Source organism: Pseudomonas cuatrocienegasensis (assembly GCF_900110925.1).
In the GTDB taxonomy this organism is placed as follows: Bacteria; Pseudomonadota; Gammaproteobacteria; order Pseudomonadales; family Pseudomonadaceae; genus Aquipseudomonas; species Aquipseudomonas cuatrocienegasensis.
The window spans coordinates 4,894-31,391 of the sequence record NZ_FOFP01000018.1 but is presented as its reverse complement, the minus strand read 5'-3'; the positions used below and the strand labels follow the sequence as shown (position 1 = coordinate 31,391).

General features: G+C 58.6%; 27 protein-coding genes, 1 tRNA gene and 5 pseudogenes. 29 read left to right on the top strand and 4 right to left on the bottom strand.

The window, feature by feature from the left end:
• Positions 1-164: 164 nt before the first annotated feature.
• The 6 genes and pseudogenes from rpsU (at position 165) to gvpU (ending at position 8,582) form a co-directional block, all read left to right on the top strand.
• Positions 165-380 (top strand): 30S ribosomal protein S21, encoded by a 216-nt coding sequence (rpsU, locus tag BMW49_RS20215; RefSeq protein WP_003296736.1) that lies wholly within the window; start codon positions 165-167, stop codon positions 378-380.
• Between the two features lie 141 nt (positions 381-521).
• Entirely contained in the window at positions 522-2,504 is a 1,983-nt protein-coding gene (gene dnaG / locus BMW49_RS20210) for a DNA primase (protein WP_069520884.1), read from the top strand.
• A gap of 67 nt (positions 2,505-2,571) precedes the next feature.
• Positions 2,572-4,419, top strand: coding sequence for an RNA polymerase sigma factor RpoD (rpoD, locus tag BMW49_RS20205; protein ID WP_069520886.1), 1,848 nt, complete (start codon positions 2,572-2,574; stop codon positions 4,417-4,419).
• A gap of 488 nt (positions 4,420-4,907) precedes the next feature.
• Positions 4,908-7,838: pseudogene (locus BMW49_RS20200) on the top strand (EAL domain-containing protein); the annotation flags it as partial.
• A gap of 15 nt (positions 7,839-7,853) precedes the next feature.
• Positions 7,854-7,930: transfer RNA gene (locus BMW49_RS20195), tRNA-Ile, on the top strand.
• A gap of 175 nt (positions 7,931-8,105) precedes the next feature.
• Positions 8,106-8,582, top strand: coding sequence for a gas vesicle accessory protein GvpU (gvpU, locus tag BMW49_RS20190; RefSeq protein WP_083251852.1), 477 nt, complete (start codon positions 8,106-8,108; stop codon positions 8,580-8,582).
• A gap of 76 nt (positions 8,583-8,658) precedes the next feature.
• Here gvpU and BMW49_RS25690 read toward each other — a convergent pair whose 3' ends face one another.
• A complete protein-coding gene (locus tag BMW49_RS25690) occupies positions 8,659-8,874 on the bottom strand; it encodes an SH3 domain-containing protein (protein ID WP_425272767.1) in 216 nt (71 codons plus the stop codon).
• A gap of 134 nt (positions 8,875-9,008) precedes the next feature.
• On the opposite strand from BMW49_RS25690, the pseudogene BMW49_RS20180 reads away from it, so the two are divergent.
• The 5 genes and pseudogenes from BMW49_RS20180 to BMW49_RS20160 form a co-directional block, all read left to right on the top strand.
• Positions 9,009-9,269: pseudogene (locus BMW49_RS20180) on the top strand (hypothetical protein); the annotation flags it as partial.
• On the top strand, positions 9,266-9,817 hold the full coding sequence (locus BMW49_RS20175; protein WP_069522213.1) for a baseplate complex protein: 552 nt from the start codon (positions 9,266-9,268) through the stop codon (positions 9,815-9,817). The pseudogene BMW49_RS20180 and the gene BMW49_RS20175, both read left to right, overlap by 4 nt.
• Positions 9,814-10,482, top strand: a complete 669-nt coding sequence (locus BMW49_RS25215; RefSeq protein WP_069522215.1) for a hypothetical protein — start codon at positions 9,814-9,816, stop codon at positions 10,480-10,482. The genes BMW49_RS20175 and BMW49_RS25215 overlap by 4 nt, the downstream gene beginning before the upstream one ends.
• 88 nt (positions 10,483-10,570) lie before the next feature.
• Positions 10,571-10,903: a type II toxin-antitoxin system RelE/ParE family toxin gene (locus BMW49_RS20165; RefSeq protein ID WP_069522217.1), complete on the top strand. Its 333-nt coding sequence runs from the start codon at positions 10,571-10,573 to the stop codon at positions 10,901-10,903.
• Entirely contained in the window at positions 10,900-11,220 is a 321-nt protein-coding gene (locus BMW49_RS20160; protein ID WP_069522219.1) for a helix-turn-helix domain-containing protein, read from the top strand. The genes BMW49_RS20165 and BMW49_RS20160 overlap by 4 nt, the downstream gene beginning before the upstream one ends.
• 553 nt (positions 11,221-11,773) lie before the next feature.
• On the opposite strand, the gene BMW49_RS20155 is transcribed toward BMW49_RS20160, so the two are convergent.
• Together BMW49_RS20155 and BMW49_RS20150 are read right to left on the bottom strand one after the other, a co-directional pair.
• Positions 11,774-12,064: a helix-turn-helix domain-containing protein gene (locus BMW49_RS20155; RefSeq protein WP_069522221.1), complete on the bottom strand. Its 291-nt coding sequence runs from the start codon at positions 12,062-12,064 to the stop codon at positions 11,774-11,776.
• The gene (locus BMW49_RS20150; RefSeq protein WP_069522223.1) at positions 12,064-12,378 is read right to left on the bottom strand and encodes a hypothetical protein; all 315 of its coding nucleotides are present in this window, start codon (positions 12,376-12,378) and stop codon (positions 12,064-12,066) included. The genes BMW49_RS20155 and BMW49_RS20150 overlap by 1 nt, the downstream gene beginning before the upstream one ends.
• A gap of 540 nt (positions 12,379-12,918) precedes the next feature.
• Here BMW49_RS20150 and BMW49_RS20145 point away from each other — a divergent pair.
• The 10 genes and pseudogenes from BMW49_RS20145 (at position 12,919) to BMW49_RS20100 (ending at position 20,185) form a co-directional block, all read left to right on the top strand.
• Positions 12,919-13,270 (top strand): annotated as a pseudogene (locus BMW49_RS20145) (toxin).
• Entirely contained in the window at positions 13,260-13,574 is a 315-nt protein-coding gene (locus BMW49_RS20140) for a helix-turn-helix domain-containing protein (RefSeq protein WP_069522225.1), read from the top strand. Before BMW49_RS20145 ends, BMW49_RS20140 begins: the two are co-directional and overlap by 11 nt.
• A 169-nt stretch (positions 13,575-13,743) precedes the next feature.
• The gene (locus BMW49_RS20135; RefSeq protein WP_069522260.1) at positions 13,744-14,895 is read left to right on the top strand and encodes a Fic family protein; all 1,152 of its coding nucleotides are present in this window, start codon (positions 13,744-13,746) and stop codon (positions 14,893-14,895) included.
• Between the two features lie 257 nt (positions 14,896-15,152).
• The gene (locus tag BMW49_RS20130; RefSeq protein WP_069522227.1) at positions 15,153-15,620 is read left to right on the top strand and encodes a helix-turn-helix domain-containing protein; all 468 of its coding nucleotides are present in this window, start codon (positions 15,153-15,155) and stop codon (positions 15,618-15,620) included.
• Positions 15,617-16,193: pseudogene (locus BMW49_RS20125) on the top strand (PIN domain-containing protein). The gene BMW49_RS20130 and the pseudogene BMW49_RS20125 overlap by 4 nt, the downstream one beginning before the upstream one ends.
• Positions 16,194-16,334: 141 nt before the next feature.
• The gene (locus BMW49_RS20120) at positions 16,335-17,105 is read left to right on the top strand and encodes a nuclease-related domain-containing protein (RefSeq protein WP_069522232.1); all 771 of its coding nucleotides are present in this window, start codon (positions 16,335-16,337) and stop codon (positions 17,103-17,105) included.
• A gap of 269 nt (positions 17,106-17,374) precedes the next feature.
• Positions 17,375-17,938, top strand: coding sequence for a type II toxin-antitoxin system antitoxin SocA domain-containing protein (locus BMW49_RS20115; protein WP_069522233.1), 564 nt, complete (start codon positions 17,375-17,377; stop codon positions 17,936-17,938).
• A complete protein-coding gene (locus BMW49_RS24670) occupies positions 17,938-18,444 on the top strand; it encodes a hypothetical protein (RefSeq protein ID WP_139133861.1) in 507 nt (168 codons plus the stop codon). The genes BMW49_RS20115 and BMW49_RS24670 overlap by 1 nt, the downstream gene beginning before the upstream one ends.
• On the top strand, positions 18,441-18,854 hold the full coding sequence (locus tag BMW49_RS20105; protein ID WP_069522237.1) for a hypothetical protein: 414 nt from the start codon (positions 18,441-18,443) through the stop codon (positions 18,852-18,854). The genes BMW49_RS24670 and BMW49_RS20105 overlap by 4 nt, the downstream gene beginning before the upstream one ends.
• Positions 18,845-20,185: a hypothetical protein gene (locus BMW49_RS20100; protein WP_069522239.1), complete on the top strand. Its 1,341-nt coding sequence runs from the start codon at positions 18,845-18,847 to the stop codon at positions 20,183-20,185. Before BMW49_RS20105 ends, BMW49_RS20100 begins: the two co-directional genes overlap by 10 nt.
• 232 nt (positions 20,186-20,417) lie before the next feature.
• Here BMW49_RS20100 and BMW49_RS20095 read toward each other — a convergent pair whose 3' ends face one another.
• A complete protein-coding gene (locus BMW49_RS20095; protein ID WP_083251854.1) occupies positions 20,418-20,702 on the bottom strand; it encodes a helix-turn-helix domain-containing protein in 285 nt (94 codons plus the stop codon).
• Positions 20,703-20,787: 85 nt separating this feature from the next.
• On the opposite strand from BMW49_RS20095, the gene BMW49_RS20090 reads away from it, so the two are divergent.
• The 8 genes and pseudogenes from BMW49_RS20090 to BMW49_RS20055 all read left to right on the top strand — a co-directional run.
• Positions 20,788-21,315 carry a BRO-N domain-containing protein gene (locus BMW49_RS20090; protein WP_069522241.1) on the top strand — a complete coding sequence of 176 codons (528 nt, stop codon included), beginning with the start codon at positions 20,788-20,790 and terminating at the stop codon, positions 21,313-21,315.
• A 136-nt stretch (positions 21,316-21,451) separates the two neighbouring features.
• The gene (locus BMW49_RS20085) at positions 21,452-22,054 is read left to right on the top strand and encodes a nucleotidyltransferase domain-containing protein (RefSeq protein WP_069522243.1); all 603 of its coding nucleotides are present in this window, start codon (positions 21,452-21,454) and stop codon (positions 22,052-22,054) included.
• Entirely contained in the window at positions 22,044-22,475 is a 432-nt protein-coding gene (locus BMW49_RS20080) for a hypothetical protein (protein ID WP_069522245.1), read from the top strand. The genes BMW49_RS20085 and BMW49_RS20080 overlap by 11 nt, the downstream gene beginning before the upstream one ends.
• 193 nt (positions 22,476-22,668) lie before the next feature.
• On the top strand, positions 22,669-23,691 hold the full coding sequence (locus tag BMW49_RS20075; protein ID WP_069522248.1) for an acyl-CoA dehydrogenase family protein: 1,023 nt from the start codon (positions 22,669-22,671) through the stop codon (positions 23,689-23,691).
• Positions 23,688-24,452 (top strand): PIG-L deacetylase family protein, encoded by a 765-nt coding sequence (locus BMW49_RS20070; RefSeq protein ID WP_069522250.1) that lies wholly within the window; start codon positions 23,688-23,690, stop codon positions 24,450-24,452. Before BMW49_RS20075 ends, BMW49_RS20070 begins: the two co-directional genes overlap by 4 nt.
• A complete protein-coding gene (locus BMW49_RS20065) occupies positions 24,449-25,048 on the top strand; it encodes a class I SAM-dependent methyltransferase (protein ID WP_069522252.1) in 600 nt (199 codons plus the stop codon). The genes BMW49_RS20070 and BMW49_RS20065 overlap by 4 nt, the downstream gene beginning before the upstream one ends.
• A complete protein-coding gene (locus tag BMW49_RS20060) occupies positions 25,045-25,740 on the top strand; it encodes a glycosyltransferase family 2 protein (protein WP_069522254.1) in 696 nt (231 codons plus the stop codon). The genes BMW49_RS20065 and BMW49_RS20060 overlap by 4 nt, the downstream gene beginning before the upstream one ends.
• Positions 25,741-25,793: 53 nt before the next feature.
• Positions 25,794-26,345, top strand: a pseudogene (locus BMW49_RS20055) (DNA polymerase ligase N-terminal domain-containing protein); the annotation flags it as partial.
• Between the last annotated feature and the right edge of the window lie 153 nt (positions 26,346-26,498).

The window sequence follows — 26,498 nt, the reverse complement described above, 5'->3', positions numbered from 1 at the left end:
GCATGATAATGGCCAGCCCCGCACGCCGCCTAGCGGTTTTCGATCAGAGGCTTTGCATTCCGGGCGATGAGACGGTAACATCCGCAACCCTTAAAAACCTACGTTCTCCAGCGCCATTTGCCAGGAGCAACGTTACCCCCGGTAATAAAGAAGGTACGCCCTGGATGCCAGCCGTCAAAGTTAAAGAGAACGAACCCTTCGACGTAGCTCTGCGTCGTTTCAAGCGCTCCTGCGAAAAAGCCGGTGTTCTGGCTGAAGTTCGTAGCCGCGAATTCTATGAAAAACCGACTTCCGAGCGTAAGCGCAAGGCTGCAGCCGCAGTTAAGCGTCACGCGAAGAAAGTACAACGCGAGCAGCGTCGCAGCGTCCGCCTGTACTAATACCGTACACGCGTAACGCCCTGCGCCCGGCTTGTCCGGGCGTCGCTCAAGGACTCCGCGCCACCCTCGGGTGACGATCGGAGTCTTTTAGTTTCTGCCCGACCTGTCCAGCCGCCTCGCACGGCAGTATTCTGAGCACCTATGGCCGGCCTGATCCCACAGTCCTTTATCGATGACCTGCTCAACCGCACCGACATCGTCGACGTGGTGTCTTCGCGCATCCAGCTGAAAAAAGCCGGCAAGAACTACACCGCCTGCTGCCCGTTCCACAAAGAAAAGACCCCCTCGTTCAGCGTCAGCCCGGACAAGCAGTTCTATTACTGCTTTGGTTGCGGCGCCGGCGGCAACGCCCTGGGGTTCGTCATGGACCACGACCAACTGGACTTCCCCCAGGCGATCGAGGACCTGGCCAAGCGCGCCGGCATGGAAATCCCGCGCGAAGACAACGGCCGCCCCAGCAAGCCGCGCCAGCCCACCGACTCACCGCTCTACCCGCTGCTGAGCGCCGCCGCCGACTACTACCGCCAAGCGCTCAAGAGCCACCCCCAGCGCCGCGCCGCCGTCGACTACCTCAAGGGCCGCGGCCTGACCGGTGAGATCGCCCGCGACTTCGGCCTGGGCTTCGCCCCACCAGGGTGGGACAACCTGCTCAAGCACCTGGCCAGCGATACCCTGCAGCAAAAAGCCATGATCGACGCCGGCCTGCTGGTGGAAAACGCCGACAGCGGCAAACGCTACGACCGCTTCCGCGATCGGGTGATCTTCCCCATTCGCGACAGCCGCGGCCGGGTCATCGCCTTTGGCGGCCGAGTGCTGGGCGACGACAAACCCAAGTACCTGAACTCCCCGGAAACCCCGGTATTTCACAAGGGCCAGGAACTCTACGGCCTGTACGAGGCACGCAAGAGCAACCGCGACCTCGATGAAATCATGGTGGTCGAAGGCTACATGGACGTCATCGCCCTGGCCCAGCAAGGCCTGCGCAACGCCGTCGCCACCCTCGGCACCGCCACCAGCGAAGAACACCTGCGCCGCCTGTTCCGCCTGGTCCCCAGCGTGCTGTTCTGCTTCGACGGCGACGCCGCCGGGCGCAACGCCGCCTGGCGCGCCCTCGAGGCAACCCTGCCGAGCCTGCAGGACGGCCGCCGCGCGCGCTTCTTGTTTCTGCCCGACGGCGAAGACCCGGACACCCTGGTGCGCAGCGAAGGCACCGACGCTTTCCGCGCGCGCATCAACCAGCACGCCCAGCCCCTGGCCGACTACTTCTTCCAGCAACTCAGCGAAGAAGCCGACCCGCGCTCCCTGGAAGGCAAGGCGCACCTGGTAACCCTGGCCGCGCCGCTGATCGACAAGATCCCCGGCAACAACCTGCGCACCCTGATGCGCCAGCGCCTGAGCGAAATCACCGGTCTCAATGGCGAGGCCCTTAGCCAGCTGTCCGCCGCACCGCGCACAACGAGCGCCGCAGCGCCCAGCACCGGACACGACGGCCCACCCAGCTACCCGGACATACCGGACAGCGCCTATTACGACGCCGTCCCCAGCAACAACGAATACGAAAACCCCAGCCCGCCGCCAGCCTTCGAGCGCAGCGCCGGCAAAGGCAAGGGCAACTGGAAAAAAGACGGTGGCAAATGGAGCCGCCAGGGCCAGGGCGAATTCGCTCCGCGCGCACCACGCACCGCCGTGAGCGTCGAATCGCCGCACCTGAGCGCACTGCGCACCCTGCTGCACCACCCGGAATTGGCGCAGAATGTCGAGGACGTCAGCCACTTCGCTGCCGAAGACGACACCTACGCCCAATTGCTGGTCGCCCTGCTCGGCGCCCTGCAGAAAAACCCCAAGCTGCGCTCATTGCAGCTGATTGCACGCTGGCACGGCACCGAGCAGGGCCGCTTGTTACGGGCGCTGGCGGAAAAGGAATGGCTGATTTCAGCCGATAACCTTGAACAACAGTTTTTCGACACTATAACTAGTCTTGTCGCCCGCCAACGTGAGCGCAGCCTGGAACATCTGCTGCGTAAAGCGCGTCAAAGCGAGCTGAGCGCAGAAGACAAAGATCAGCTGCGTAACCTGCTCAATCGTAATACTTCACCAGTAATCCCGAGCCCAACTGGCGCGTAAGGGTCTTACTCGGGTATAATCCGCGGCTTGTTTTTAGCCCGCCAAGACCTTCAGTGGATAGGGTGTTATGTCCGGAAAAGCGCAACAACAGTCTCGTTTGAAAGAATTGATCAGCCGTGGTCGTGAGCAGGGTTACCTGACTTACGCGGAGGTCAATGACCACCTGCCGGAGGATATTTCCGACCCGGAACAGGTGGAAGACATCATCCGCATGATCAACGACATGGGGATCAACGTATTCGAGAGTGCGCCGGATGCCGACGCCTTGCTGTTGGCCGAGGCCGACACCGACGAAGCGGCGGCTGAAGAAGCTGCCGCTGCCCTCGCCGCCGTTGAGACCGATATCGGTCGTACTACCGACCCAGTGCGCATGTACATGCGTGAAATGGGTACGGTCGAGCTGCTGACACGTGAAGGCGAGATCGAAATCGCCAAACGTATCGAAGAAGGTATCCGTGAAGTCATGGGCGCTATCGCCCATTTCCCCGGCACCGTCGACAGCATCCTCGGCGAGTACACCCGTGTCACCACCGAAGGTGGTCGCCTGGTCGAAGTGCTCAGTGGTTACATCGATCCCGATGACGGCATCGTGCCAGCCGAAGCGGCTGCCCCGGTCCCGGCAAAGGACGGTGACGCTGCCGACGACAAGGACGATGAAGAAGACGGCGACGACAGCGACGACGAGGAAGAAGAAGGCGACGGCGGTCCGGACCCTGAAGAGGCCCTGCGCCGCTTCACCGCGATTGGCGACGCCCTCGAACTGGCCAAGAAAGCCCTGAAAAAGCATGGTCGTGGCAGCAAGCAGGCCACCGAAGCGCTGGTCGGGCTGGCTGAACTCTTCATGCCGATCAAGCTGGTACCCAAGCAGTACGACGCCCTGGTGGTTCGCGTCCGTGGTGCTCTGGAGCGTCTGCGTGCTCAGGAACGCGCCATCATGCAGCTGTGTGTGCGTGATGCCCGCATGCCGCGTGCCGACTTCCTGCGTCTGTTCCCTGGCAATGAAACCGACCCGACCTGGGCCGAGGGCCTGGCCAAGGGCAAAGGCAAGTACGCCGAAGCGATTGGCAACCTGCAGGCTGATATCCAGCGCTGCCAGCAGAAGCTCACTGCCCTCGAGGCGGAGTGCGACCTGACCCTGGCAGAGATCAAGGATATCAACCGTCGCATGTCGATCGGCGAAGCGAAAGCCCGCCGCGCCAAGAAGGAAATGGTCGAGGCCAACCTGCGCCTGGTTATTTCCATCGCCAAGAAGTACACCAACCGCGGCCTGCAGTTCCTCGACCTGATCCAGGAAGGCAACATCGGCCTGATGAAGGCGGTGGACAAGTTCGAATACCGTCGCGGCTACAAGTTCTCGACCTATGCCACCTGGTGGATCCGTCAGGCGATCACTCGCTCGATCGCCGACCAGGCCCGCACCATCCGTATCCCGGTGCACATGATCGAGACGATCAACAAGCTCAACCGTATCTCGCGGCAGATGCTGCAGGAAATGGGTCGCGAACCGACCCCGGAAGAGCTGGGCGAACGCATGGAAATGCCTGAGGACAAGATCCGCAAGGTACTGAAGATCGCCAAAGAGCCGATCTCCATGGAAACCCCGATCGGCGACGACGAGGATTCGCACCTGGGCGACTTCATCGAGGACAGCACCATGCAGTCCCCGATCGACGTAGCCACGGTCGAAAGCCTCAAGGAAGCGACCCGCGAAGTCCTGGCCGGCCTCACCGCCCGTGAAGCCAAGGTCCTGCGCATGCGCTTCGGCATCGACATGAATACCGACCACACCCTCGAGGAAGTCGGTAAACAGTTCGATGTAACCCGTGAGCGGATTCGTCAGATCGAAGCCAAGGCGCTGCGTAAGCTGCGCCACCCGACGCGAAGCGAGCATCTACGCTCCTTCCTCGACGAGTGATACCAGAACCCCCGGCCCAGGCCGGGGGTTTTGCATTGGCGATACGCCCACTGCCTGCAGCCCCCCCCCCCCCCTGTAGGAGCGAATTTATTCGCGATGCTCTTTCGGCCTACACACAATGCCAACCAGACCACCCCGAGCTCATACAGCCGCAAACAAGCACACCGGGCGCATCGTCTGCACGACCTGATTGGCGCACGGCCTGGCTAGGGTCTGTTCCCGTTTCGTCGTGAGCCGCGTTGCCGCGAACGAAACGGCAACAGACCCTAGCGTGCGCCAGCGCACAACAAACCCACTCATCAGTAGCAAAGTGCCACATCGCTGCGTTTATTCCTGCCAGCGGCACAGCTACACTGCCACCACCTTTCGCCCTCCCTGAGGCTGCCATGCCGAGACTGCTGGCCGTTCTTTCCTTGTGCCTGCTGCTCTGCAGCGGCGTCGTTATGGCCGCCGCATCGGATGATGCGCTGGGTATTGATTCAAGCGGCTGGCACAGCCTGCTGTTTGGCCTGCCCGTATTGCTGATTTTGTTTATGGCCTTGCGCATCAACCAGCGCATGCACAGGGAAATCGCCCGCAGCGCCGTGCTACAAGAGGAGCTTCGCGAGCGCGAAACCCACTACCGCAACCTGGTCGAAAACCTCTCCGCCATTGCCTGGGAAGCAACCACCGGCGACTTCACCTACACCTACGTCTCAGCCCATGCCGAAACCCTGCTGGGTTACCCACTGAACGATTGGAAACAGCCCGACTTCTGGCAACGCTGCGTATACCCGGCCGACCAGGCGCGGGCAATGGCTTACTGCCGCGAAGAAACCAACGCCGGGCGCAGCCATAGCCTGGATTACCGCATGCAGACCGCGGACGGCCGCCTGATCTGGATCCGCAACATCGTCACCCTGACGCACCAGGAAGGTCGCCTGATCATGCGCGGCCTGATGATCGACATCAGCGAGGCCAAACAGACCGAACAGGCCCTGCGCCTATCCGAGCAGAAATTCTCGTCCGTATTCCAGCAGTGCCCGGACATCATGGTGATCGCCCGCCGTGCCGACGGCTGCCTGCTGGAGGTCAACCGCGCATTCGAGCAGCAAACCGGCATCAGCGCCCGCGCGGCCATCGGCCGCACGGCCACCGAACTGAACATCTGGGGCTCACCTGGCATCGGCAAGATCCTGATTGATCGCCTGCAGCAGGAAAGCCTGCGCAACCTGGAACTGCTGTTCCGCCGCCATAACGGCGAGTTCTTCACCGGGCTCATCTCCGCCCAGGCCTTCCAGCATGCCGATACCCCGGCGCTGGTCGTGATCATCCGCGACATCAGCCAGCTCAAGGCCACCCAGCAGCTACTGAAAATCTCCGAAGAAAAGTTCGCCACGGCCTTCCACGCCTCACCCGACGGCCTGCTGATCACCCGTATCGCCGATGGCCGGGTGCTCGAAGGCAACGACGGCTTCAGCCGCATCATGGGCTACGACATGGCCGAGATCCGCAACCGCTCGACCATCGAGCTTGGCCTCTGGGCTTCGCTCAGCGACCGTCAACGCTTGATCGAGCAGATCCGCAGCAACGGCAGTGTGCATGACTTCACCGTGCCGATTCGCAACCAGGCCGGCGCGCTGCGCCTGTGTGAGCTGTCCGCGCAGATGATCCCGATTGATGGCGAAGCCTGCATGCTGACCATCGCCCGCGACGTGACCGAACGCCAGCTGCTTCAGGAAAAACTGCAACAGGCCGCCACCGTATTCGAGAGCACGGCCGAAGGCGTGATGATCACCGACACCCAGCTGCGCATCGTTGCAGTCAACCGCGCCTTCAGCGAAATCACCGGCTACAGCGAAATCGAAGCACTGGGGCAAACCCCTCACCTGCTGACCTCGGAAAAACATGACAGCGCCTTTTACGATGCGATCTGGCACCAGCTCATTACCGAGGGCCACTGGCAAGGCGAACTCTGGAGTCGCCGGCGCAACGGCGAGGTATACCCCGAGTGGCTGACCATCAACGCGGTACGCAATAAAGAGCAGCAGACCACCCACTTCGTCGGTGTCTTCGCGGATATTTCCTCGCTCAAACACGCCCAGGCGCGACTCGACCACCAGGCCCACCACGACCCACTCACCGGCCTGCCAAACCGCCTGCTGTTCGAAAATCGCCTGCACAGCGCACTGGAAGACGCCCAGACAGACAGCCACCAGGGGGCCGTACTGTTTCTCGATCTGGACCGCTTCAAGCACATCAACGACAGCCTTGGTCATCCGGTCGGCGACCAACTGCTCAAGAGCATCGCCCGGCGCCTGAAAGAACAGCTGCGCGACCTCGACACCGTCGCCCGCCTGGGCGGCGATGAATTCATCATCCTGCTGCCCGGCCTGCACCAGCGCGAAGACGCCAGCCAGATCGCCAACAAACTGCTGGCCTGCTTTACGTTGCCGTTCCAGCTCGATGAGCACGAGTTTTTCGTCAGCGTCAGCATTGGCGTCAGCTTCTACCCCGACGATGGTCTGGACGTCGCCACCCTGGTGAAAAACGCCGACGCGGCGATGTACCGCTCCAAAGCCAAAGGCCGTAACCGGGTGGAGCACTACACCCGCGACCTGACCTTCCAGGCCACCGAACGCATGGCCCTGGAACAGGAGCTGCGCCGCGCCCTAGAACGTGGCGAGCTCGAACTGTTCTACCAGCCCAAATTCAGCCTGGAGAACCAACGCCTGGTAGGCGCCGAAGCCCTGCTGCGCTGGCAACACCCGGTATTCGGTGAGGTACCACCGGATCGTTTTATTCCCCTGGCCGAAGACAGCGGGCTGATCCTGCCCCTGGGCGACTGGGTGCTGCAGCACGCCTGCCAGCAAATGCAGGAATGGCAACGCCACTACGCGCCCTTCGGGCCCCTCTCGGTCAACCTCGCGGGCGCCCAGCTACGCCAGCCAAACCTGCTCGAGCGCATCGGCCAACTGCTCGAACAAAACAGCCTGGCGCCGCACCTGCTGCAACTGGAAATCACCGAAAGCTTCATCATGAACAAAGAAGAAGAAGGCCTGGCCCTGCTGCACCAGCTCAAGGCCCTCGGCGTACAACTGGCCATCGACGACTTCGGCACCGGCTACTCCTCCCTGAGCCACCTCAAGCGCCTGCCGCTGGACACCCTGAAAATCGACCAATCCTTCGTCCGCGGCCTGCCCGACGACCCCAACGATGCGGCCATCGCCCGGGCCATCATCGCCATGGGCCGCAGCCTGCAACTCACGGTCATCGCCGAGGGCGTCGAAACCAAGGCCCAGGAATGCTTCCTGGCAGCCGAGGGCTGCGAACATATCCAGGGATTCGTCTGCAGCCGCGCAGTCAGCGCCGAGGCGTTCGCCGCCAACTTCCTGCATCCACGTCATACGATTGGCGCAGGCGCCAGCGCATCGGTATAATCCGCCGGCCTCTGAGGGCCTATAGCTCAGTTGGTTAGAGCAGAGGACTCATAATCCTTTGGTCCACGGTTCGAGTCCGTGTGGGCCCACCAACTCCAAAGCCGCGCACTGCGCGGCTTTTGTGTTTCTACACAATGAATACTGGCGTTTCAAAAACCCAAAACGTCCACAAATCGTCCACGCTCTCCATCTGATTGAACTCGCACACTCGATGCTCATGCGCTAAAACCGTACAGCCAAAACCGGCAATTACGATATGGAGCAATCATGACAGCGGAAAATCAGAAGCCCGTCTGGCACGCAGAGATGGCTGAATGTTTGGCCGATCCTGTTTTTCAGGCTGTGGAATGGAATGGGCGCACCACTGACTGGTTCCTCCAAGACCAAGTCAAGCTGGTAAACAAATTCAAGTTTTCGATGGACATTACAATTTTCACGGCTGGTGGAACGATAACCGGGCAGCTAATTAGCGCGGAGGAGTATTTCAGGCTTTACGCTGAGTCGTTCTCAGAAGCCTTTCCTGAGGAACAACGCCAAGAGATCCGAGAAGCATATGAAGCAAAAGGGAGGGTGCTTTCGCAGGAGACTGATGATGAGGGTGCTCCATCACCGCAGTTTCTACACCTGAAAAGCGCCAGATTGTGCTCTCCAAGCGGGCAGATTCCATCCGCCCCCGGAGTTCTTTGGAGGGGCACAATTGCATCTACTTCTGGGTTTTCACTAGGCGAGTTATTAGTCAGTTAGTGACTGGAAACCCAGCGGCAAAGCTGCTGCTGGGCTTCAATACCCTGAGGTATCGACAGACTGGAAATTGTCCCCGTTAGCGAACGCGGGTTAGATATTTCCTTGAGACCCAGCCCTCAATCACATACCCGTCACGATTGAAAGATACTTCCAGCCAATCACGGTCATCACGACTCACAACGGCAACAGCAAGCCCTTTGGGCAACTGAGTGATCACTTCTGACTTCATGCCAGCCGCGGATCGAAGATTCACATTATCTCGACTCACGATCCGCACGTAAGCCGCTGGCATACCACAGAGCCTCGTTCTGACAAATTTTCGAGCGTCGGCAAGCGTGTCGCTGGGTGAAAGACGACTGTTGATATCGCATACCCCCTCCCGAATATCATTCCAATTCATCAACACCTGGATCATCGCGATCGCCACTGGCCGCGCTGGCCGGGCGTAAGGCGGCCCAGCAGCAAAGCCGTGATCAACAACTGGCGGATCTGCAGGCCCTGCTGGCCGGCGGCACCGCCGACAACAACATGCGCGCCCGTCTGATCGGCCCCGGTGACCCGTTCGAGCTGCGCACCGCCTTGATTGAGGGTGACGCCCCTGGCCATGAGTGGGTGCTGAGTGCCGGCGTGGTGCTGGTGGGCTCGCTGGATGGGCTGAGCTTTGTTCGTGAATTGGTGGGCTTATGACCCTGCTACTGGATGGCCAGAAGGTGCGCGGCAAGGGGCTGAAAGTTTCTGCCAGCCTGCGCATCGAGTCCGACGACATGTCGGGTCAAACCAGCAACACAGACGCGGCGCACAAGGGCTTCAAGCCCAAGGCGCTGACCGTTTCGCTGATGATCCCCTTTGTGGATGCCGCCGACCTGAAACAGCTGATGAGCATGGCCGAAGCGACCGCCAACGGTGGCCAGCGCCGCGTCTATCGCATCGTGAACGACACCGCAGCCACCTTTGGCGTGCGCCAGGTGGAGTTCAGCGACAACCTGACCGCCCGCGAGGACGACAGCCTGGCCGCTTGGCGGGTGCAGTTCACCCTGACCGAAAAACTGTCGACAGCCGAACGAGTGGAAACCCGCCGCCCAAGCAACCCGGTCAAGCAGCAGTCAGCGCCAGGGCAACCCGTGGCCAGCGCAGCCGCAACAGCCGCCGGCAACGATCAGGGCACCGCGGCGCAACCGGCTGAACTGACCGGATTCGAGGCCGTGCTGAAACGCCTGGACGACTCACTGGCATGAAACTGCATAAGGTGTTGAGCATCGCCGGCAAGGTCTACCCGCTGGTGAAAGACGACGTGCGGTTGGATCTGCGCAGCCCCGGCCGGGCCAGCTTTACGATCAAGTCCGAAGTGCCTGTGCGCGGCCTGGTGCTGTTCGACCTCGGCTACAACGAACGCGCCCTGCAGCGGCACTTCATCGGGCACGTGGAGCGCTGCACCCAAGCCAGCAGCCTGGAACATGTGCTGTTCTGCCGCGAGCTGACCAGCGTGCTGGCCCTGCCCCTGCCCATGAACCTGCGCCACGTGGACATGCGCCAGGTGCTGGGCGAGATCGCCGCCCGCACCGGCCTGCGCTTTCGGGTGCCAGACAAGCCCTACGCAAAGGTGAAGGCCCCTTACTTCTACAGCCTGGCCACCGGCTTCCAAGCCATGGACAGCCTCGCCCAGGTGTTCGGGACCTGGCTCGGATCCGAAGGCGTCAACGTGCTGCAGGTGGTGTGCGATCTGATCGACCTAGTGCAGGCCATGAACACCCAGCTGGCCGCCCACACCCACGTGCCAGGGCCAACCCCAAGCCGCCCCCGATGCCGCGGCCTTCACCGCCAAGGCAGGGCAGGCGCTAGCGCTGGCTGGGCAGCTCAAGCCGATCACTGCGTGAACCACGCCGTTCATCAAATTTATTAAATACCCATAGAATCTTATACCGATATAGATATATATTTGGCGCAAATATACACAGGGAGCAGTCCGGATAGTGAAGCCTTTGCATTGGATGGGCGGAAGCAAGAAGGATCTCGGAAATATGCCCGAAGATGTGCAGGACATATTCGGATATGCCCTGCATCTGGCTCAGGGAGGCGGTAAACACCCCCAAGCGAAGCCCCTTAAAGGCTTTTCAGGTGCGGGGGTTCTGGAAGTCGTTGAAGACTTCGATGGTGATACCTACCGAGCCGTTTACACAGTGAAGTTTGGAACAGCAGTCTATGCCCTGCATTGCTTCCAAAAAAAATCGACCAAAGGCATAGAGACACCGCAACACGACGTCGAGCTAATCAAAACCCGACTACAAGCTGCGGCAGCACATGCGAACGGTGGAAAGAAATGATTGAGATTGAAGAAGGTAGCGGCAACGTATACGCCGACATCGGTCGAGCCGATGCAGGTGAAATGCTGGTCAAGGCAAGACTTGCCGAAAAAATCGGCGGCATCATTAAGGCACGACACCTAACCCAAACCGAAGCGGCAGAGATACTGGGGCTACCTCAGCCCAAGGTTTCCGACATGCTGCGCGGTAAGTTCAGAGGCATCAGCGAAACCAAAATGATTGATTGCCTGTCACGCCTAGGCCGTGATGTTCAGATTGTGGTGAAAGCTGCCCCGCGCTCGCGACGGGAAGGAAGAGTGGAAGTAGTCTTTGCCTGAACCAAAGCTGCATCTGATAAGCCCGCCCACTGGCGGGCTTTTTCATGCCTTCAAGATCCTGCCGAGCGCCGATATCGAGTCGCACACGGCCGGGGGCCGCTCACCCCGGGAAAATTCCACTCGGCCAAGAAACCGAGGAAAGGAACGCACTTTTCCCCCTCCCGCCGACGGGCCTTGCGTGAATTTTTTGTGCAAACCTGGGTGGTGGTGAAAGAGGGGTTCCGGGCCAGCAGTGGCGCGGGCCTTGGCTGGTGATGAGTGTTTTCACGCTGTGAAAGGTTTTGCAAGGCCGTGCAAAACAGTACAGTCGAGAGTGTCCACATTGTGTCCACACCCACTGGTAATATCAGCGGAAGGACGCCGCATATATCCCGTAACGTATTGGTATTGCTGGCTTTTCCCAGGCGGCACGCGTATTTGACTGGGGCTCATAATCCTTTGGTCCACGGTTCGAGTCCGTGTGGGCCCACCAACTCCAAAGCCGCGCAATGCGCGGCTTTTGTTCGTCTGGGTGCTGGGATTACGGACATTCGGAGCGCCACACAACCTGGCTTCATTGCCGCAGCGCGGCCATCACATTCGTTGGGTCGTTGTTGATCGCCCGGAGCAGAGCCTTGGCGGGGCCCTCTGGATCACGCCGCCCCTGCTCCCAGTTGCGAAGCGTCCCCACCGCCACACCGATAGCCTCCGCGAAGGCCGGCTGGGCCAGCCCCGTGCGCTTACGGATGATACGAACCTGGGCAGCATCGACGTGGAATTCGCGGGACGGCTGGCGCTCGCCACGGGCGATTTCATCCATCTGTGTGGTGCTTTCCAGGAGCCGGTTAAACAGGTTCTTGTCCATCATTTCCACCTTTCGATGATTTTGCGTAGCGCCTTCTTTTCATCCTTGGTCAGATCGTCCTTCACACCTTTTTGGTAGATCATCACCAGCCGGATCTGACTTGCCGCGACGACGTGAAAGTAGATCACCCGCACGCCGCCACGCTTACCTCCGCCCTCAAGCTTCCAGCGTACCTTCCGAAGGCCACCGGTCTCGGTGATCACATCACCCGCCTGCGGGTTCTGGGCCATGAACTGCTGAAACGCCCGGTATTCGTCATCGCTTAAAAGCGCTTTCACGTCATCGGTGAAGATCGGGGTTTCGATAAAGATCATGGCCTTCCCTGGAGTACGTCAATGGCGCAGTCCAACTATAAGTCGCTGCTCAGATTTGAGCAAGCAGCCGTTACTCGCCGCCGCGATCCGTAGCAAGCCGAAGACCTGCTGGTATTCGCCCCGTCACTGCTTAACCGCTACGGCCACGTCGCGATAATCGCCAGCGTCGGCACCGGCACCCTGCAAATCGCCCAACAAAACCCCGGCCCCTTTGCCAGCTCCCGAGAAGACCTGCCCCTGAGCCAACGTGACGGCCGCTGGTATATAGAACACGCACGGGTACTCGGCTGGCTACGCCTGCCACCCGCAGAGCAAGCAGCGCTGCCCACGCCCCTACAAAACCCCGGCACATAGCGACCACCCAGCCGACTGCTGTAAGGCGGCCGATCTGATCAGGAGATGCCCGCAATGCTGAAGCGCTACACACACTTGCGCGCCGAAGACCTACTCACCAAGCTGGATAAGATAACCAGCGAACGCTAGACCACCTTGACGGTGCGCTAAACACAGCACAATCTATACGCAGATAACGTACATAATATGAACGCACTATTTGTTGAGCTCCCACCGTTCCAGCGGTACCGGGCGGACTATCTGGATGATGAGGCCTTCCACGCTTTCCAGACGGCCCTAATGGAAAATCCCGAAGCCGGCGATGTGATCCAGGGAACAGGCAGTTTGCGCAAAATCCGCTTCACCGATGAGAAGCGCCAGAAAGGCAAGCGTGGCGGCATTCAGATCATTTAATACTGGTGGCTGGGTGGTGCTCAGTTCTGGTTATTTACCGTCTATGGCAAAGACGCTCAGGACGACTTGAGCGAACCACAGAAGAAGGTACTCAGAAAACTGTTAGACACCGAAATCGAGGCGAGGAACAAACCATGAAACGTGACATTTTTGCCGAACTGGTCGAAGGCTTTGAAGCCTTGGCTGATGAGCGCCAGGGAAAGGTCACGCTGCGCTCCCACAAGGCACGACTTAACGCGCTTCCAGAGGTCAGTGCCGAAGAGCTGGTTAGCATTCGCCAGCAGCTCAACATGTCCCGCCCGGTCTTCGCAATGTACCTGCGCACCAATGCCCGCACCCTGGAAAACTGGGAGCAGGGCCGCGCTAAACCCAATGCCCAAGCCGTAACCTTGATCCGCCTCGTACAAAAATATCCAGAAACCCTAGAGCACCTGGCGGCTCTGGCATGATTGATACGAAGCTAAGTCTGTCTTGAGCGCATTGAGCGAAACAACAACAGACCCTAGTTGCGCGACACCGCCAGCCCACTGCTCTCGACAGTGAGCCGAATAGCCGGCACTATCAGCTCACACAATGAGCCGAATAGAGTCGCTAATCGGCTCACAGATGAGCAAGCTCATGAATGACACTGCCTGGATCTGGCAGCAGCCCGACTGGCCACACTTCACCTGGCAAGCCGAACCGCTTGCCCCGCTGTTGCGCGCCTGCACCCAGGCCCAAGGGCGCTTGCTTGGCATGCTCGGCGCTGTGGGTAGTGATACGGAAGTGCAGAGCAGCCTGGATGCCATGCTGCAAAACATCGTCACCTCATCAGCTATCGAGGGAGAGCAGCTGAATGTCGGCTCGGTGCGCTCATCACTGGCGCGGCGCTTGGGGTTAAACGACAAAGGTCGCACCACGGCGCGCTCCGAAGGCCTGGCAGAACTGCTGCTCGATACCACCCGCGCACATCAGCAGCCGCTGGATCTGGAGCGGCTGTACGACTGGCACTGCTGGCTGTTCCCCCGCGACAACAACCTGTTGGCCCAACCACTGCGTGTCGGCACGCTACGCGGCGAAGAGCCCATGCAGGTTGTTTCCGGCAGGCTCGACCGCCCTACCGTGCATTTTGAAGCCCCACCCCGCGCAGTGCTGGAAGAGCAATTGGCCGACTTCCTTACTTGGTTCGAAAGCAGCCACAGCGATGCCAGTCTCGATCCGTTGCTGCGCGCCGGCATTGCCCATTTCTGGTTTGTCACCCTGCACCCCTTCGATGACGGCAACGGTCGCCTTACGCGCGCCATTACCGACTTGGCACTGGCCCAGGGCGAACAACAGGCCATCCGCTTTTACGCCATGTCCGCGAGCATCCTCGACGACCGCGCCGGTTACTACCGCATCCTCGAAGCCAGCCAGAAAGGTGGCCTGGATATCACAGCATGGTTGCAGTGGTTCCTCGCAACGCTGCTCAAGAGCCTGGAGCAAGCCCTCGCCCGCATCGACCGCGTGCTGGCCAGGGCGCGCTTCTGGCAGGCACAGCGTAGCCAAGCGCTATCGGCGGAGCAGATCAACGTGCTTAACCGCCTACTCGATGGTGGCGAACGTGGTTTTGAGGGTGGTATCAGCGCGGCGCAATACCAGGCCGTGGCCAAGGTCTCTAAAGCGACGGCCACTCGCCACCTGAGCGACCTTGTGGCGAAAGGCTGCATCACCCGACTGCCGGGCGGTGGGCGTAGCACCCGTTATCAGGTTAATTGCACCCTAGCCGCACAAGGTGCTGACAACGCCTGAGTGGCTCGCGTTATTTTCGCGGACGCGAAAATCCCTAGCCCCCGACAATCTGGCCCGGTCAAAGCTGAACATGTGCGCATGCGGGCTTTCACCACATCGGCGATTTTGGTGGCGACGAAACCCGCTCAAAGGAAGCCATCATTCCCCGCAAAACCGTTTCGTATATTGCGATTTTCGTTTATTTCGAATATAAACACCTGGGGGGTGCCGAGCAGCAACCCCGATGACCATCGAATGCACAGCTTTTGGAGATAGCCATGACCGCCGCCGACCTCACTCGCACCGTTCTTCCCGATGAGAAAGAAATCGCTGCGGCTGTGGAGTCAAGTCGCCAGTTAGCAGCCTTTCTCACCACCAAGCTTGAGACCCAGCGCATTGAGTTAATCGACGAAACGCAACAGCGCGAAGTCGTCGAGCTGCCTACCTTCGCCCTTCGCTTGCTCGGCGAAATCCTGAGCGAACTGGCCCTTGGTAATGCCGTCAGGGTCGTCCCTATTCATGCCGAGCTGACGACCCAGGAAGGTGCGGACATGCTCAACGTTTCGCGGCCTCACCTAGTGAAACTGTTGGATCAAGGTGCGTTGCCACACACCAAAACCGGCCGGCACCGCAGGATCAAGTTCGCTGATCTGATGGCTTTTAAGGAACAGCGTGATCATGCGAGCCGCACTGCTATGGATGAACTGGCGGCACAAGCACAGGAGCTAGGGATGGGGTACGAATGAGGCATTCACCGTTCACCGCTTTCTATGATGCGAATGTGCTCTACCCGGCTCCGCTGCGTGACTTTTTGATGCACCTGGCATTGACCGGCGTGTACCGTGCACGCTGGTCAGCGCAGGTTCATGACGAGTGGAAGCGCAATCTTCTAATCAATCGACCGGAGCTAACCGCCGAACAATTGGACCGCACATCCTCGTTGATGGATAGGGCTGTGCCGGATGCTCTGGTGGCTGACTACGCCTCACTGATTGAGGGGCTGAATCTCCCTGACGCTGATGGTCGCCATGTACTCGCAGCGGCAATTAAGTGCAACGCCTCAATCATCGTAACGTTCAACCTTAAGGACTTACCCAAAGACGTCCTCAGTACATTTGATATTGAACCTGTGCACCCTGATGACTTTATTACTGACCTTTGGGACCTCGACAAAGCAGCTGTTCTCGAAGCGGCGCAGCGCCAGCGAGCCTCGCTGAAAAGTCCGCCACATAGTGCGCGGCAATACCTCGACAAACTACTGCAGCAAAAAACTCCCCAAAACCGTAAAACTACTCTCCGCATTTGAGTTCCTGATCTAGCAGATACGGCCGAGTTAGACCGAGCTTACGAGATGCGGCGAAGCCATACCGGCATGCCTAGAAACGCCCTCGAATTCTTTCGTCCAGTTACGCCTACTTTCGGTACTATCCGCTTAACTCAGAATTGCTGAAGGTTAAGAAATGGACTTCACCCCCGTCATCGCCCAGGTCTGGGGCATGCTGGCCTGGTTTATCCCGGCGGTCCTGCTGCTCGGCCTGCTCAAATCGCCTTGGGCCAAGGGCCATATTGGCGAACTGCTGGTGCGACTGTTTGCCCATTGGCAGCTGGACAAGCAGACCTACCGCCGCCTGCACAACGTCACCCTGAACACGCCCGACGGCACCACGCAGATCGACCATATCTTCCTATCGCCTTACGGCCTCTTCGTGCTGGAAACGAAGAACATGAGCGGCTGGATCTTCGGCAGCGAAAACCAGGCGCAGTGGACGCAGAAGCTCTACAAACGCACCTTCAAATTCCAGAACCCGCTGCGGCAGAACTACAAACACCTCAAAGCGCTGGAAACCACCCTTGGCGTCAGCCCCGAGCACCTGCACTCGGTCATCACCTTTGTCGGCGGCAGCACCTTTAAAACCGAAATGCCGGCCAACGTGACCCAGGGCATCGGCTTTATTCGCTATATCCAGTCATTCCAGCAGGCGGTATTTAGCGCGGCTGAAGTCGACGCCATGCTGCAAGCCCTGCAAAGCGGCCGCCGCGCGCCAACTCTCGCCACACACCGCGAGCATGTGCAAAACCTTAAGCGCAGAAGTGATCCGACAGCGGAGCGGCAGTGCCCGAAATGCGGCAGTGCTCTGGTAATTCGTAACGTGAAGTCGGGGGTGAAAGCGGGGCAACAGTTTTGGGGATGCTCGGGGTTTCCCAGGTGTCGGACGATGCAGAACCTTTGAAGGCAGAGCAGTGCAATGGTCAAGAAGCTATCGTGCAGGAAATAAATTTGCCCCCTTTTTCCACGGGCTAAATGTGTCGCTTTTCCTTCAGTGCCGCAGCATGCTGCACACTTACGTTGCGGGGGCTTTCACAGGAACCTTACGAGAGTCAAAATACCTGCAGATCCCTGCACAGTGACCTTGACAGAGCCACACCGCAGGGGCGTCTGGCTGCCAGGTGCTATCGTCACTAACGTATTCGGGGCCGCTTGAAACAAAGGAATCTAGGCATGATAGATAACCGTAAAGACATCCTGCTGCTGCTGTTGTATGCCCCCGGCAAAGAGAAAGTAATCAACGAACCGATTACTGGACGAACAAGACTTACCAAAATGATATTTTTATTCCAAAAAGAATGGCTATCTCTATTCAAGAAAAATATCAAAATGCAAGAGGAAGAATTTTATAATTTCTTCCCCTGGAATTATGGACCATTCTCCAAAGAGATATATGAGGATCTAAATTTTTTTCACCTGAGGAAGTTTATTTCAAAAAAACCCTCAGAAGAAGAAGCAACTCTAGAAGCCGCGTCAGAGTGGTCAGAATGGATAGCAATAAATGAAGAGCAAGAACCCGCAACCGAATTCTCAGAAGACATTTTTTTTCTTGATGAGAAAGGTTTGAATTTTACAAAAAAGCTCTATGACACCCTGAGTGATGACCAGCAAAACCTTCTTGAAAAATTCAAAGCCGAAACACAGAGACTCTCATTGAGAGCATTACTGAAATACGTTTACTCCAAATACCCTGACTATACGGAAAAATCAAAAATCAAGGACGAGATACTGCCATAATGGAAGCTCATCTATTTACAATTGGCATGTCTGTTATTTCCGTTGTCTTATCTAACGTGATTGCACTTATAACAAATATGGGAAAACCATCTGAATTAAAGGATAAGCTTCAACGCTTAAAACTCGAAAATCTGGAAACAACAGCTAAAGCATATGCAAACTTTGGAAATCACATAATTAAACAAGCAGATACCACCATTGATATTAGAAACTGGAGAGGAAATGAAGTGGGTGAAAGGGATCACGCCTACGAGTTCTCCAAAAAGAATATTGAATCCACCTTATTTATTGCAAAAATTGAAAAACTCAGAAAGAGAACAAGCCTCTTTTTATTTCTATCAGCACTACTACCCTTTGTCGCCTTTGCCAATCTAATAGCTGCATTATTGATGAATACTCCTGAGATAGCAAAAGGGGTAGCAACTATTACCGCAGCTATTAGCTTCATCTATGTGGTTTGCTACTTCTTCCATGCCACGACGATCACAAACATGGATCAACAATGAAGTTCTCAGCAGAAACTGAGGTTGTGGAGGTTCTCCGCAACTTCCTTATAGACAAAGGCTTCGAAACGACAGAAGAAGTTTCCAGCATGGGCCAAAGCATCGATCTGGTAGGAAAAAAAAGCTGCCGGATATATGCCTTTGAAGCAAAAAGAGACAACTGGAAACGGGGATTAGCTCAATGTAAGGCACATGAGCTAATTGCAGACTACGTATGCTTAGCCATGGGATCTAAATCCATACCCACTAAATTAGTACAGGAAGTCGAATCACTGGGTTATGGACTAGTTTGGTGTAATCCAGAAGATAGCAGTTGCCAGTGGGTTCATGAGCCAAAGATCAACAAAAATATTTGGCCACCGCAGAAGCAGCTATTAATGAAAAACCTCAAGGAGCAGTCTCAATGCCAGTAGAGAACTGGATGCAGTTCGGCACTTTCGCTGAACAAGAGGAATTCGTCTATCCTGCAGCAGAAACCCATGAAGGCGTAATTGTCAACGGCAATATGGCCGCACACAACCCTTCAGCGATGGCAGGTTTTTTGTTAAAAAAAATAGCTCCGACAACAAAATTCATCATTGATCCTTTTACCCACGCGTTCCAACACTCTCCGTCATTCATAACGGGCACTAATAAAAAAATTAAGTCTTCTATTGCCAAGCTGGCTGAGCAATTCTCGTCTCCTATAATTGACCATCTTGGTCAGAGAGCACTTCAGGCAAGCGACTTTGAAAAAGCCGACTTAGCTGCTTACACGAAGAATGTCTTAGAATTTCAGCGCTGCTATCTGCACAAATACATGGAAAAAAGCGATGTTGCTAAATATCTGGATGACGATGAAATTCAGCGTGAGCCGTACGCATTAATTGCCCCCTACTTCTACCTGACAGATGTAAACAACGAAGAATGGATCCCACTTACGCTAGAGCTGCTCCACCACGCAAAGAATTATGCAAATGAAAATTCACTAAAACCCAAGATCTTTTCAAACTTAGTGATCAACAAAGGACTACTATTCACTGACGAGCTATTTACGCTCGCAGACAAAATGATAGAGGCCAACCCCGACGGATTTATAGTCTGGGTAGACGAATTCAATGAAAAGACGGCCTCAATATCTGAGCTACATGCATGTAGAAAGCTATATATTAAGCTACGAGGTAACAGTGAGCGCGAGGTCATAAACCTTCATGGTGGATATTTTTCAATTCTTAATGGTGCACCAGCTTTTGGATCTGCATTGTCGGGGGTTTGTCACGGTCCTGAGTATGGCGAGTCTCGTGCGGTAGTTCCTGTAGGCGGGGGGATTCCAACATCTAAATACTATGTTCCTGACATGCACAGCAGAGAGAAATATCGCGACTGCGTACAGTGGTTCAACAAAGCTGGCTGGTTATCTGACTCAGTTCAATTCCACGCCAATGTATGCAGCTGTCAGCTGTGCACAAAAGTCATTTCAGGAGACATAACCAACTTTATCAAATTCGGAGGAGAAGGCTCTATTAAAACGATCCGACGTGGGAAAAGCTTTGTTAACTTACAATTCCCCACCAAGGATGAAAAAATTAATTGCCTCAGGCATTACTTAAATACCAAAGACACTGAACACAAAAAAGCGAACACTTTTAGCAAAATGGACTTACTTGCCGACCTTAATTCGTCAATAGAGAAGCTACAACCTATAACTGGGATCGAATACCTATCTCACCTAGTAAGATGGAGAAAGGTTCTATCCGAAGTGTAACAACTGTTGTAAGCGTGGTGTGATAATCAAGTAACTGGTAAGAACGTATGATTTCCCCTAGACCCCTCGGACAGATTTGAGAATGTTCGAGGAGTCAACGTAGCCTGCAAATCGTGTATCCCTATTTGCATCCCCTGAGTTCATATAACAAGTACAACGTTTGAAAAATAAATTTATTTTCCTCTGTAGTTGTACACTGCTCCGGCTGCACCACTCTACCCTGCCCCATCACTTAATCCGCCTGCGCGTTATCCCCACCAACGTTTCCCGCCAGCTCATCCTCAAAACGCTGCACAAAGCTGCTCAAGCTAACACCCAGCACCTGACATATATCCCGTAGCTGTATCAGGTCCAGCCGGCGCAGCCCGCGTTCTACATCGCTGACAAACGATTGCGGGCGGGCAAGTGCTTTGGCGAAGTCGTCCTGGGTCAGCCCTGACTCGACACGGCACTGTTTGAGCAACTTCAAAAAAATAAGGTTTTCGTCTCGATAAACCGACTTTTCCACAGGGGTCATCCGTCCGTTGACAGGACAGGTACGGTATATCTACTCTTCAGTTATCTGATTTTCAGATATTGCAGACTATGCCGCTGGAGGCCTTATGGAAGACGCCTTTACCCCCATCGTACTGATGCGCCATCGCCGCCCGTTGCGTGGGGTGCTGATCGACCGTCAGCCGTGGGTCTGTGCCCGTGAGTTTGCGCGCTTGTTGGGTCATCGCCACCCGGAGCGGATCTGTCGGTTGATGGATGCCGATCAGGTGCGGATGGTGTACTTCCAACTGGCGAGCGGGCAGGTGGAGGCAGTGGAAGTGCTCAGTGAGTCAGGGATGTACCGCGCGTTATGGCGCTTCTCGCACCCGGAGAACCGTCACCTGCGCCGCTGGCTTAGCCATGTAGCCTTGCCGGCGCTGCGCGACAGCGAGGCTGGCGCCGCTCATGGGCCGTCGCGCTGCCTGATGGCCTGGGACAACCAGCAGGTCAATTTGCTGGAGTGGCAGGGTGAACTGTGGATCGCCCTGGGCGAGTTGCCGCGCTTTTATGGGCAGGCCCACGCAACGCCGCGCAAGCCCCGCTCGTGGTGGGCGCGCTGGTGGCGGGGACGTTTCCGGGCGGGGGCTGCGCGCTAAACGCCCTTTATATGGACGAATTGTTTCCTGGTCCCATTCTGCCCACTCTGCAAATCAGCCCTGCGTTACTGACATCGACTTGATAAGTCCCAAAAAGGGACCTATCGTTCCCTTTTTGGGACTTATCGAAACAGCCATGCCAACCATCCCGCTCAGTGATGCTCTTTTCTCTGCCACCCAGCAAAAGGTGCTGGGCTTGCTCTATGGCAAGCCCGATCAGAGTTTTTATGCCAATGAGATCGCCCGCTGGGCGCAGGTTGGTAAGGGCAGCCTGATGCGCGAGCTTGAGCGTCTACACAACGCGGGCATCCTGACCATGAGCCGCCAGGGCAACCAGACGCACTACCAGGCCAACCCGCAATGCCCCATTTATACAGAGCTGCTAAGCATCGTGCGCAAAACCTTCGGTATTGCGCAGCAGCTACGTATGGCGCTAGCGCCACTGGCTGAACAGGTGGTGTGGGCGTTCGTTTACGGCTCCATTGCCAAAGGCAGCGAGCACGCAGGCAGTGATATCGACCTGATGCTGATTGGCGAAAACCTCAGCTACAGTGACCTAATGGAGCGCCTACTCCCTGTCGAGGAGCAGCTTGGCCGCACCATTAACCCGACGCTCTACACGCTGACCGACTGGCAAGCGAAGAAAGCTGCCGGCAACAGCTTTGTGGTACGGGTAGAGCAGCAGGACAAAATCGACTTGATTGGCCACAACCCGGAAGAGGTAAACCATGGACGGTAACGACAATCTGCAGAACCTGGTGCGCAGCGGCGGCCTGAAAGCTGAGCCGCCCGATCAAAAGGAATGTGAGGGGCTACTGAGATCAGCTGCAGATCGCTTGAAGGACGCTCACTCCCCCGCCCTGTCCTTCGCCAGCCGCTTCGACCTGGCCTACAACGCCGCTCACGCCTTGGCATTGACGGCCATGCGTCTGCGGGGCTATCGATCAGACCGCCGCTATTTGGTGTTTCAGTGCCTGGTGCACACCCTTGAGCTAAGCAAACCCCAGGTACGCCTGTTTGCGCTCTGCCACGAGCGCCGCAATCTGGCTGAGTACGAGGGCTATATGGATGTGGACGAGACCTTGCTGGCGGAATTGCTGACTGCAACCGATGCCCTGCTGCCACGCGTGCAACAGGCTCTGGCGGCGGGTCGCGGATAGCCACGGCGGGCACTTGTAGGGTGGGCAACGCGAAGCTTGCCCACCGATGTTTATTCGCTTGGTAAATCACTCAAGGGGGCGCCGCCCGTTGCAGCGACCCTGCCGCAGCCAGCCCCCACAACTTTCTCCCTGAACCCCACAGCCCGCAGCCGGGTCATGAATTAGGAGACCACACACGGCAAGAGACACCCCGATGGCCAGCGCACATTTGATTGGACTGGAAACCATGCTGCGTGACTTCAGCCGGCGCGGCACCGACCAGCCTGGGCTGGAGGTGCCACGGCAGATGCAGATATTGCATGCGGCCGGTTTGACGGACCTGCCACACCCGGGGCAAGGCGCCACCTTGTTGCGCTGGCAGTTGTTGGCCCAGGTCGCGGCGGCGGATCTGGCGCTGGTGAAGCTGTTCGAGGCCCATGCAGATGCCCAGTCGATCCTCCATGAGTTGGGGGTCGATACCCATTCGGATACCGGGCTGTGGGCCGTCTGGGCGGCAGAGCCACCCTACGCGCAGGTGGGCATTACCGCGCGCACCCATGACCAGGTCAGGCTGAACGGGCGCAAGGCCTGGTGCTCGGGCGCGGCCCATGTCGACCATGCGCTGATGACGGTGCGCGACGAACACAACCAGCCGGCGCTGGTGACCCTGGCGATGCAGCAGCCCGGCATCCGGGTGACCACGGACGGCTGGCAGGCGGTGGGCATGGCGGCGGCCGACAGCGTCGAGGTGGTGTTTGAGGACGCGCGGGCGCAGTGCATCGGCGACAGTTCGGTGTATATCGACCGCCCCGGTTTCTGGCATGGCGCGGCGGGCATTGCCGCCTGCTGGTTTGGCGCAGGGGTGGCGCTGGCCCGCCAGGTGCACCAGCAGGCCAGGCGCGATGCCCATAGCCTGGCCCATTTAGGCGCCATCGAGGCCGCACTCGGCACCGCCCAGGCAGCGCTACGCGCCTGTGCGCAGTGGGTGGATGAGCACCCCCGGCAGGACGCCGAATTCGAGGCGCGGCGGCTGCGCGCAACGGTCGAAGCGGCCATGGAGGCGGTCATGCACCACGCTGGCAGGGCACTGGGTGCCGCGCCTTTTTGTCGTGACCCACACTTCGCGCGGCTGATGGCCGATTTACCGGTATTCCTGCGCCAGAGCCATGCCGAGCGCGACCTGGAGCGTCTTGGCCAGCTCACGCTGGAGCACCCGGTTGAGCGCTGGGACCTATGAGCCAGGCGCACAACCCCATCCAGGGCCAGGGCACGCCAAGCGAGGCCTGGCAACGTTCGGCGCAGCTCGCCAGGGTGCCCTTGATCACCGCCAGCGAGTTGCTGCCGCCCGGCTCGCACGTGGTAGTGGTGGCGCCACACCCGGATGATGAGGTGCTGGCCTGTGGCGGCCTGCTCGCGCAAATTGCCTGGCAGGACGTCAGGGTGAGCATGGTGGCGGTCACCGACGGCGAGGCCAGCCACCCGCACTCGGCGGTGTGGCCGACGCAGCTGCTGCGCCGCGAGCGCCCCCGCGAAAGCCAGCTGGCCCTGCGCCGCCTCGGCTTCTCGCCGCAGGACGTGCACTGGACGCGCCTGCGCCTGGACGACAGCCAGGTCGCGCGCGACGAGGCCTATCTGCTGGACGCGCTCGTGCAGTGCATCGCGGACGCGACCCATGTGATCAGCACCTGGCGGCACGACGGCCACTGCGACCATGAGGCCGTTGGCCGCGCCTGCGCCGCTGCAGTGCAACACCAGGGCTGCCAGCTCTACGAGGTGCCCGTCTGGGCCTGGCACTGGGCAGCGCCTGAGGATGACCGCCTGCCGTGGGCCAGGGCGAGAAAGCTGCTGCTGGACAACGACGCACTGGGGCGCAAACAGGCGGCCATCCACGCCCATCGCTCGCAACTGCTGGCTGACGCCTCTACGGGAGCCGAGCCGGTGCTCACGCCAACGACCCTGGCGCGCTTCGCCCAGCCTTACGAGGTGTTCTTTCTATGAGCCGGCCCGCCGAGCACTTCGATACGAAGTTTCAGCACACGCCCGACCCCTGGGGCTTTCGCCACCGCTGGTACGAGAAGCGCAAGCGCGAGCTGACCCTGGCCGCGCTGCCCCGCCAACACTACCGGCGCATTTTTGAGGCCGGTTGCGCCAACGGCGAGCTCAGCCATGCCCTGGCACAACGCTGCGCTCAGTTGCTGGGCTGCGATGTCAGCCCGACTGCGGTGGCGCTTGCCCAGGCGCGCCTGAGCGACGCGCCCCATGCCGAGGTTTACGTCGGCGCGCTGCCCACTGACTGGCCGGCGGGGACCTTTGATTTGATCGTGCTGAGCGAGATCGGTTACTACCTCGACAAAGCCGCACTGCACGCCCTGATCCAGCGCTGCATCGCCAGCCTGGCGGACGACGGTGCCGTGCTCGCCTGCCACTGGCAGCACCCGATTGACGACGGCCCGCAGAATGGCCGCCAGGTGCATCACCTGTTGCGCCGCCACTTACCGCTGCGCCGGGTCATCTGCCACCGTGAGCAGGACTTTGTACTGGAACTGTGGTGCAAGGAGTCCTGCGCCATAAACCTGAGCGAGGAGGCGCGGTGATTGCTGTGGTGGTGCCAGCCCATAACGAGGAGGCGCTGCTGGGTCGCTGCCTGCAGTCCTTGCTTGGGGCCGCTCGGCATCCTGGCCTATTGGCTGAGCCGGTGTGGATCGTGGTGGTGCTGGATGCCTGCACCGACCAATCGCCACAGATCGCGGCGTCGCTCGGCGTGGCCACCCTGATGGTAGACGTCTGTAACGTTGGCCAGGCGCGCCGTATCGGCGCAGCCCATGCCATTGCGCGCGGGGCTCGTTGGCTGGCCTGCACCGACGCCGACAGTTACGTCGCGCCGGACTGGCTCTACCAGCAGCTTCGCCATGGCGCCGAGGTGGTGTGCGGCACCGTGCACGTGGAGGACTGGGAGGGCTACAGCCACGCAGTGCAGGCCGCCTATCAACAGCGGTACTGCAGTGAGGATGGTCACCGGCATATCCATGGCGCCAACCTGGGTGTCTGCGCGGCGGCCTATCAACGGGTCGGCGGCTTTCCCCCGCTTGCGGCGCACGAAGACGTTGGCCTGGTCCAGGCGCTGGAAGGCACCGGCGCACATATCGTCTGGACCGGCGAGAACCGGGTGGTGACCAGCGCCAGAAAGAACACCCGCGCCCGCTCAGGCTTTGGCGAGCATCTCGCCCACCTCGCAGCCCAACTGACGCCGGATGGCGAGCGTAGCAGGCTATTGAAGGAGGCCTGAAAGCCACAGGCAGCGGCCGCCAAACTGTACCCACGCCAAGCAGGACATCGACCATGGTCAGCGCCAAGAGCGAACACGCCCGCAAGCAAGATGCCGAGCCACCCCGTGCCGATCCGGGCACAGCCGCGGCACTGCGTTTTGTGGTGCAAAAGCATGATGCCCGGCACCTGCATTACGATTTTCGCCTGGAGCTCAACGGCACCCTGAAGAGCTGGGCGGTGCCCAAAGGCCCGAGCCTAGACCCGCGTGACAAACGCCTGGCCGTGCAGGTGGCAGATCACGCCCTGGATTACGCCAACTTCGAGGGGCGCATTGCCGAAGGCAGCTACGGCGCGGGCGAGGTGATCGTCTGGGACCACGGCGTCTGGCACCCCCTCGAAGCCCCCGCAGCGGCCTATGCGGCCGGCAGGCTCAGGTTCCGTTTGGTCGGCGAGAAGCTTACCGGCGCCTGGGCCTTGGTGCGCACCCGCCTGCCCGGCAGTAAGGCGCAGTGGCTGTTGATCAAGGAGCGCGACGACAGCGCGCGCGCTGCCGAGGAGTACAACGTAACCGAAGCGCAGCCCCAGAGCGTGATCAGCGGCGCACTGATCGGCCAGGCCAGGGCCAAGCAATAAGGCTCGCCCTGGATGGTCGTTCCCGCATCGAACCGTCCGCGTGGGCATGCAGCCGGTAGCCTGGGTTGAGCGCAGCGATACCCGGGAGAGGGTGCCCCGGGTGTCGCATGGCTCGACCCAGGCTACTTTTAAAGCGGGTTTAGC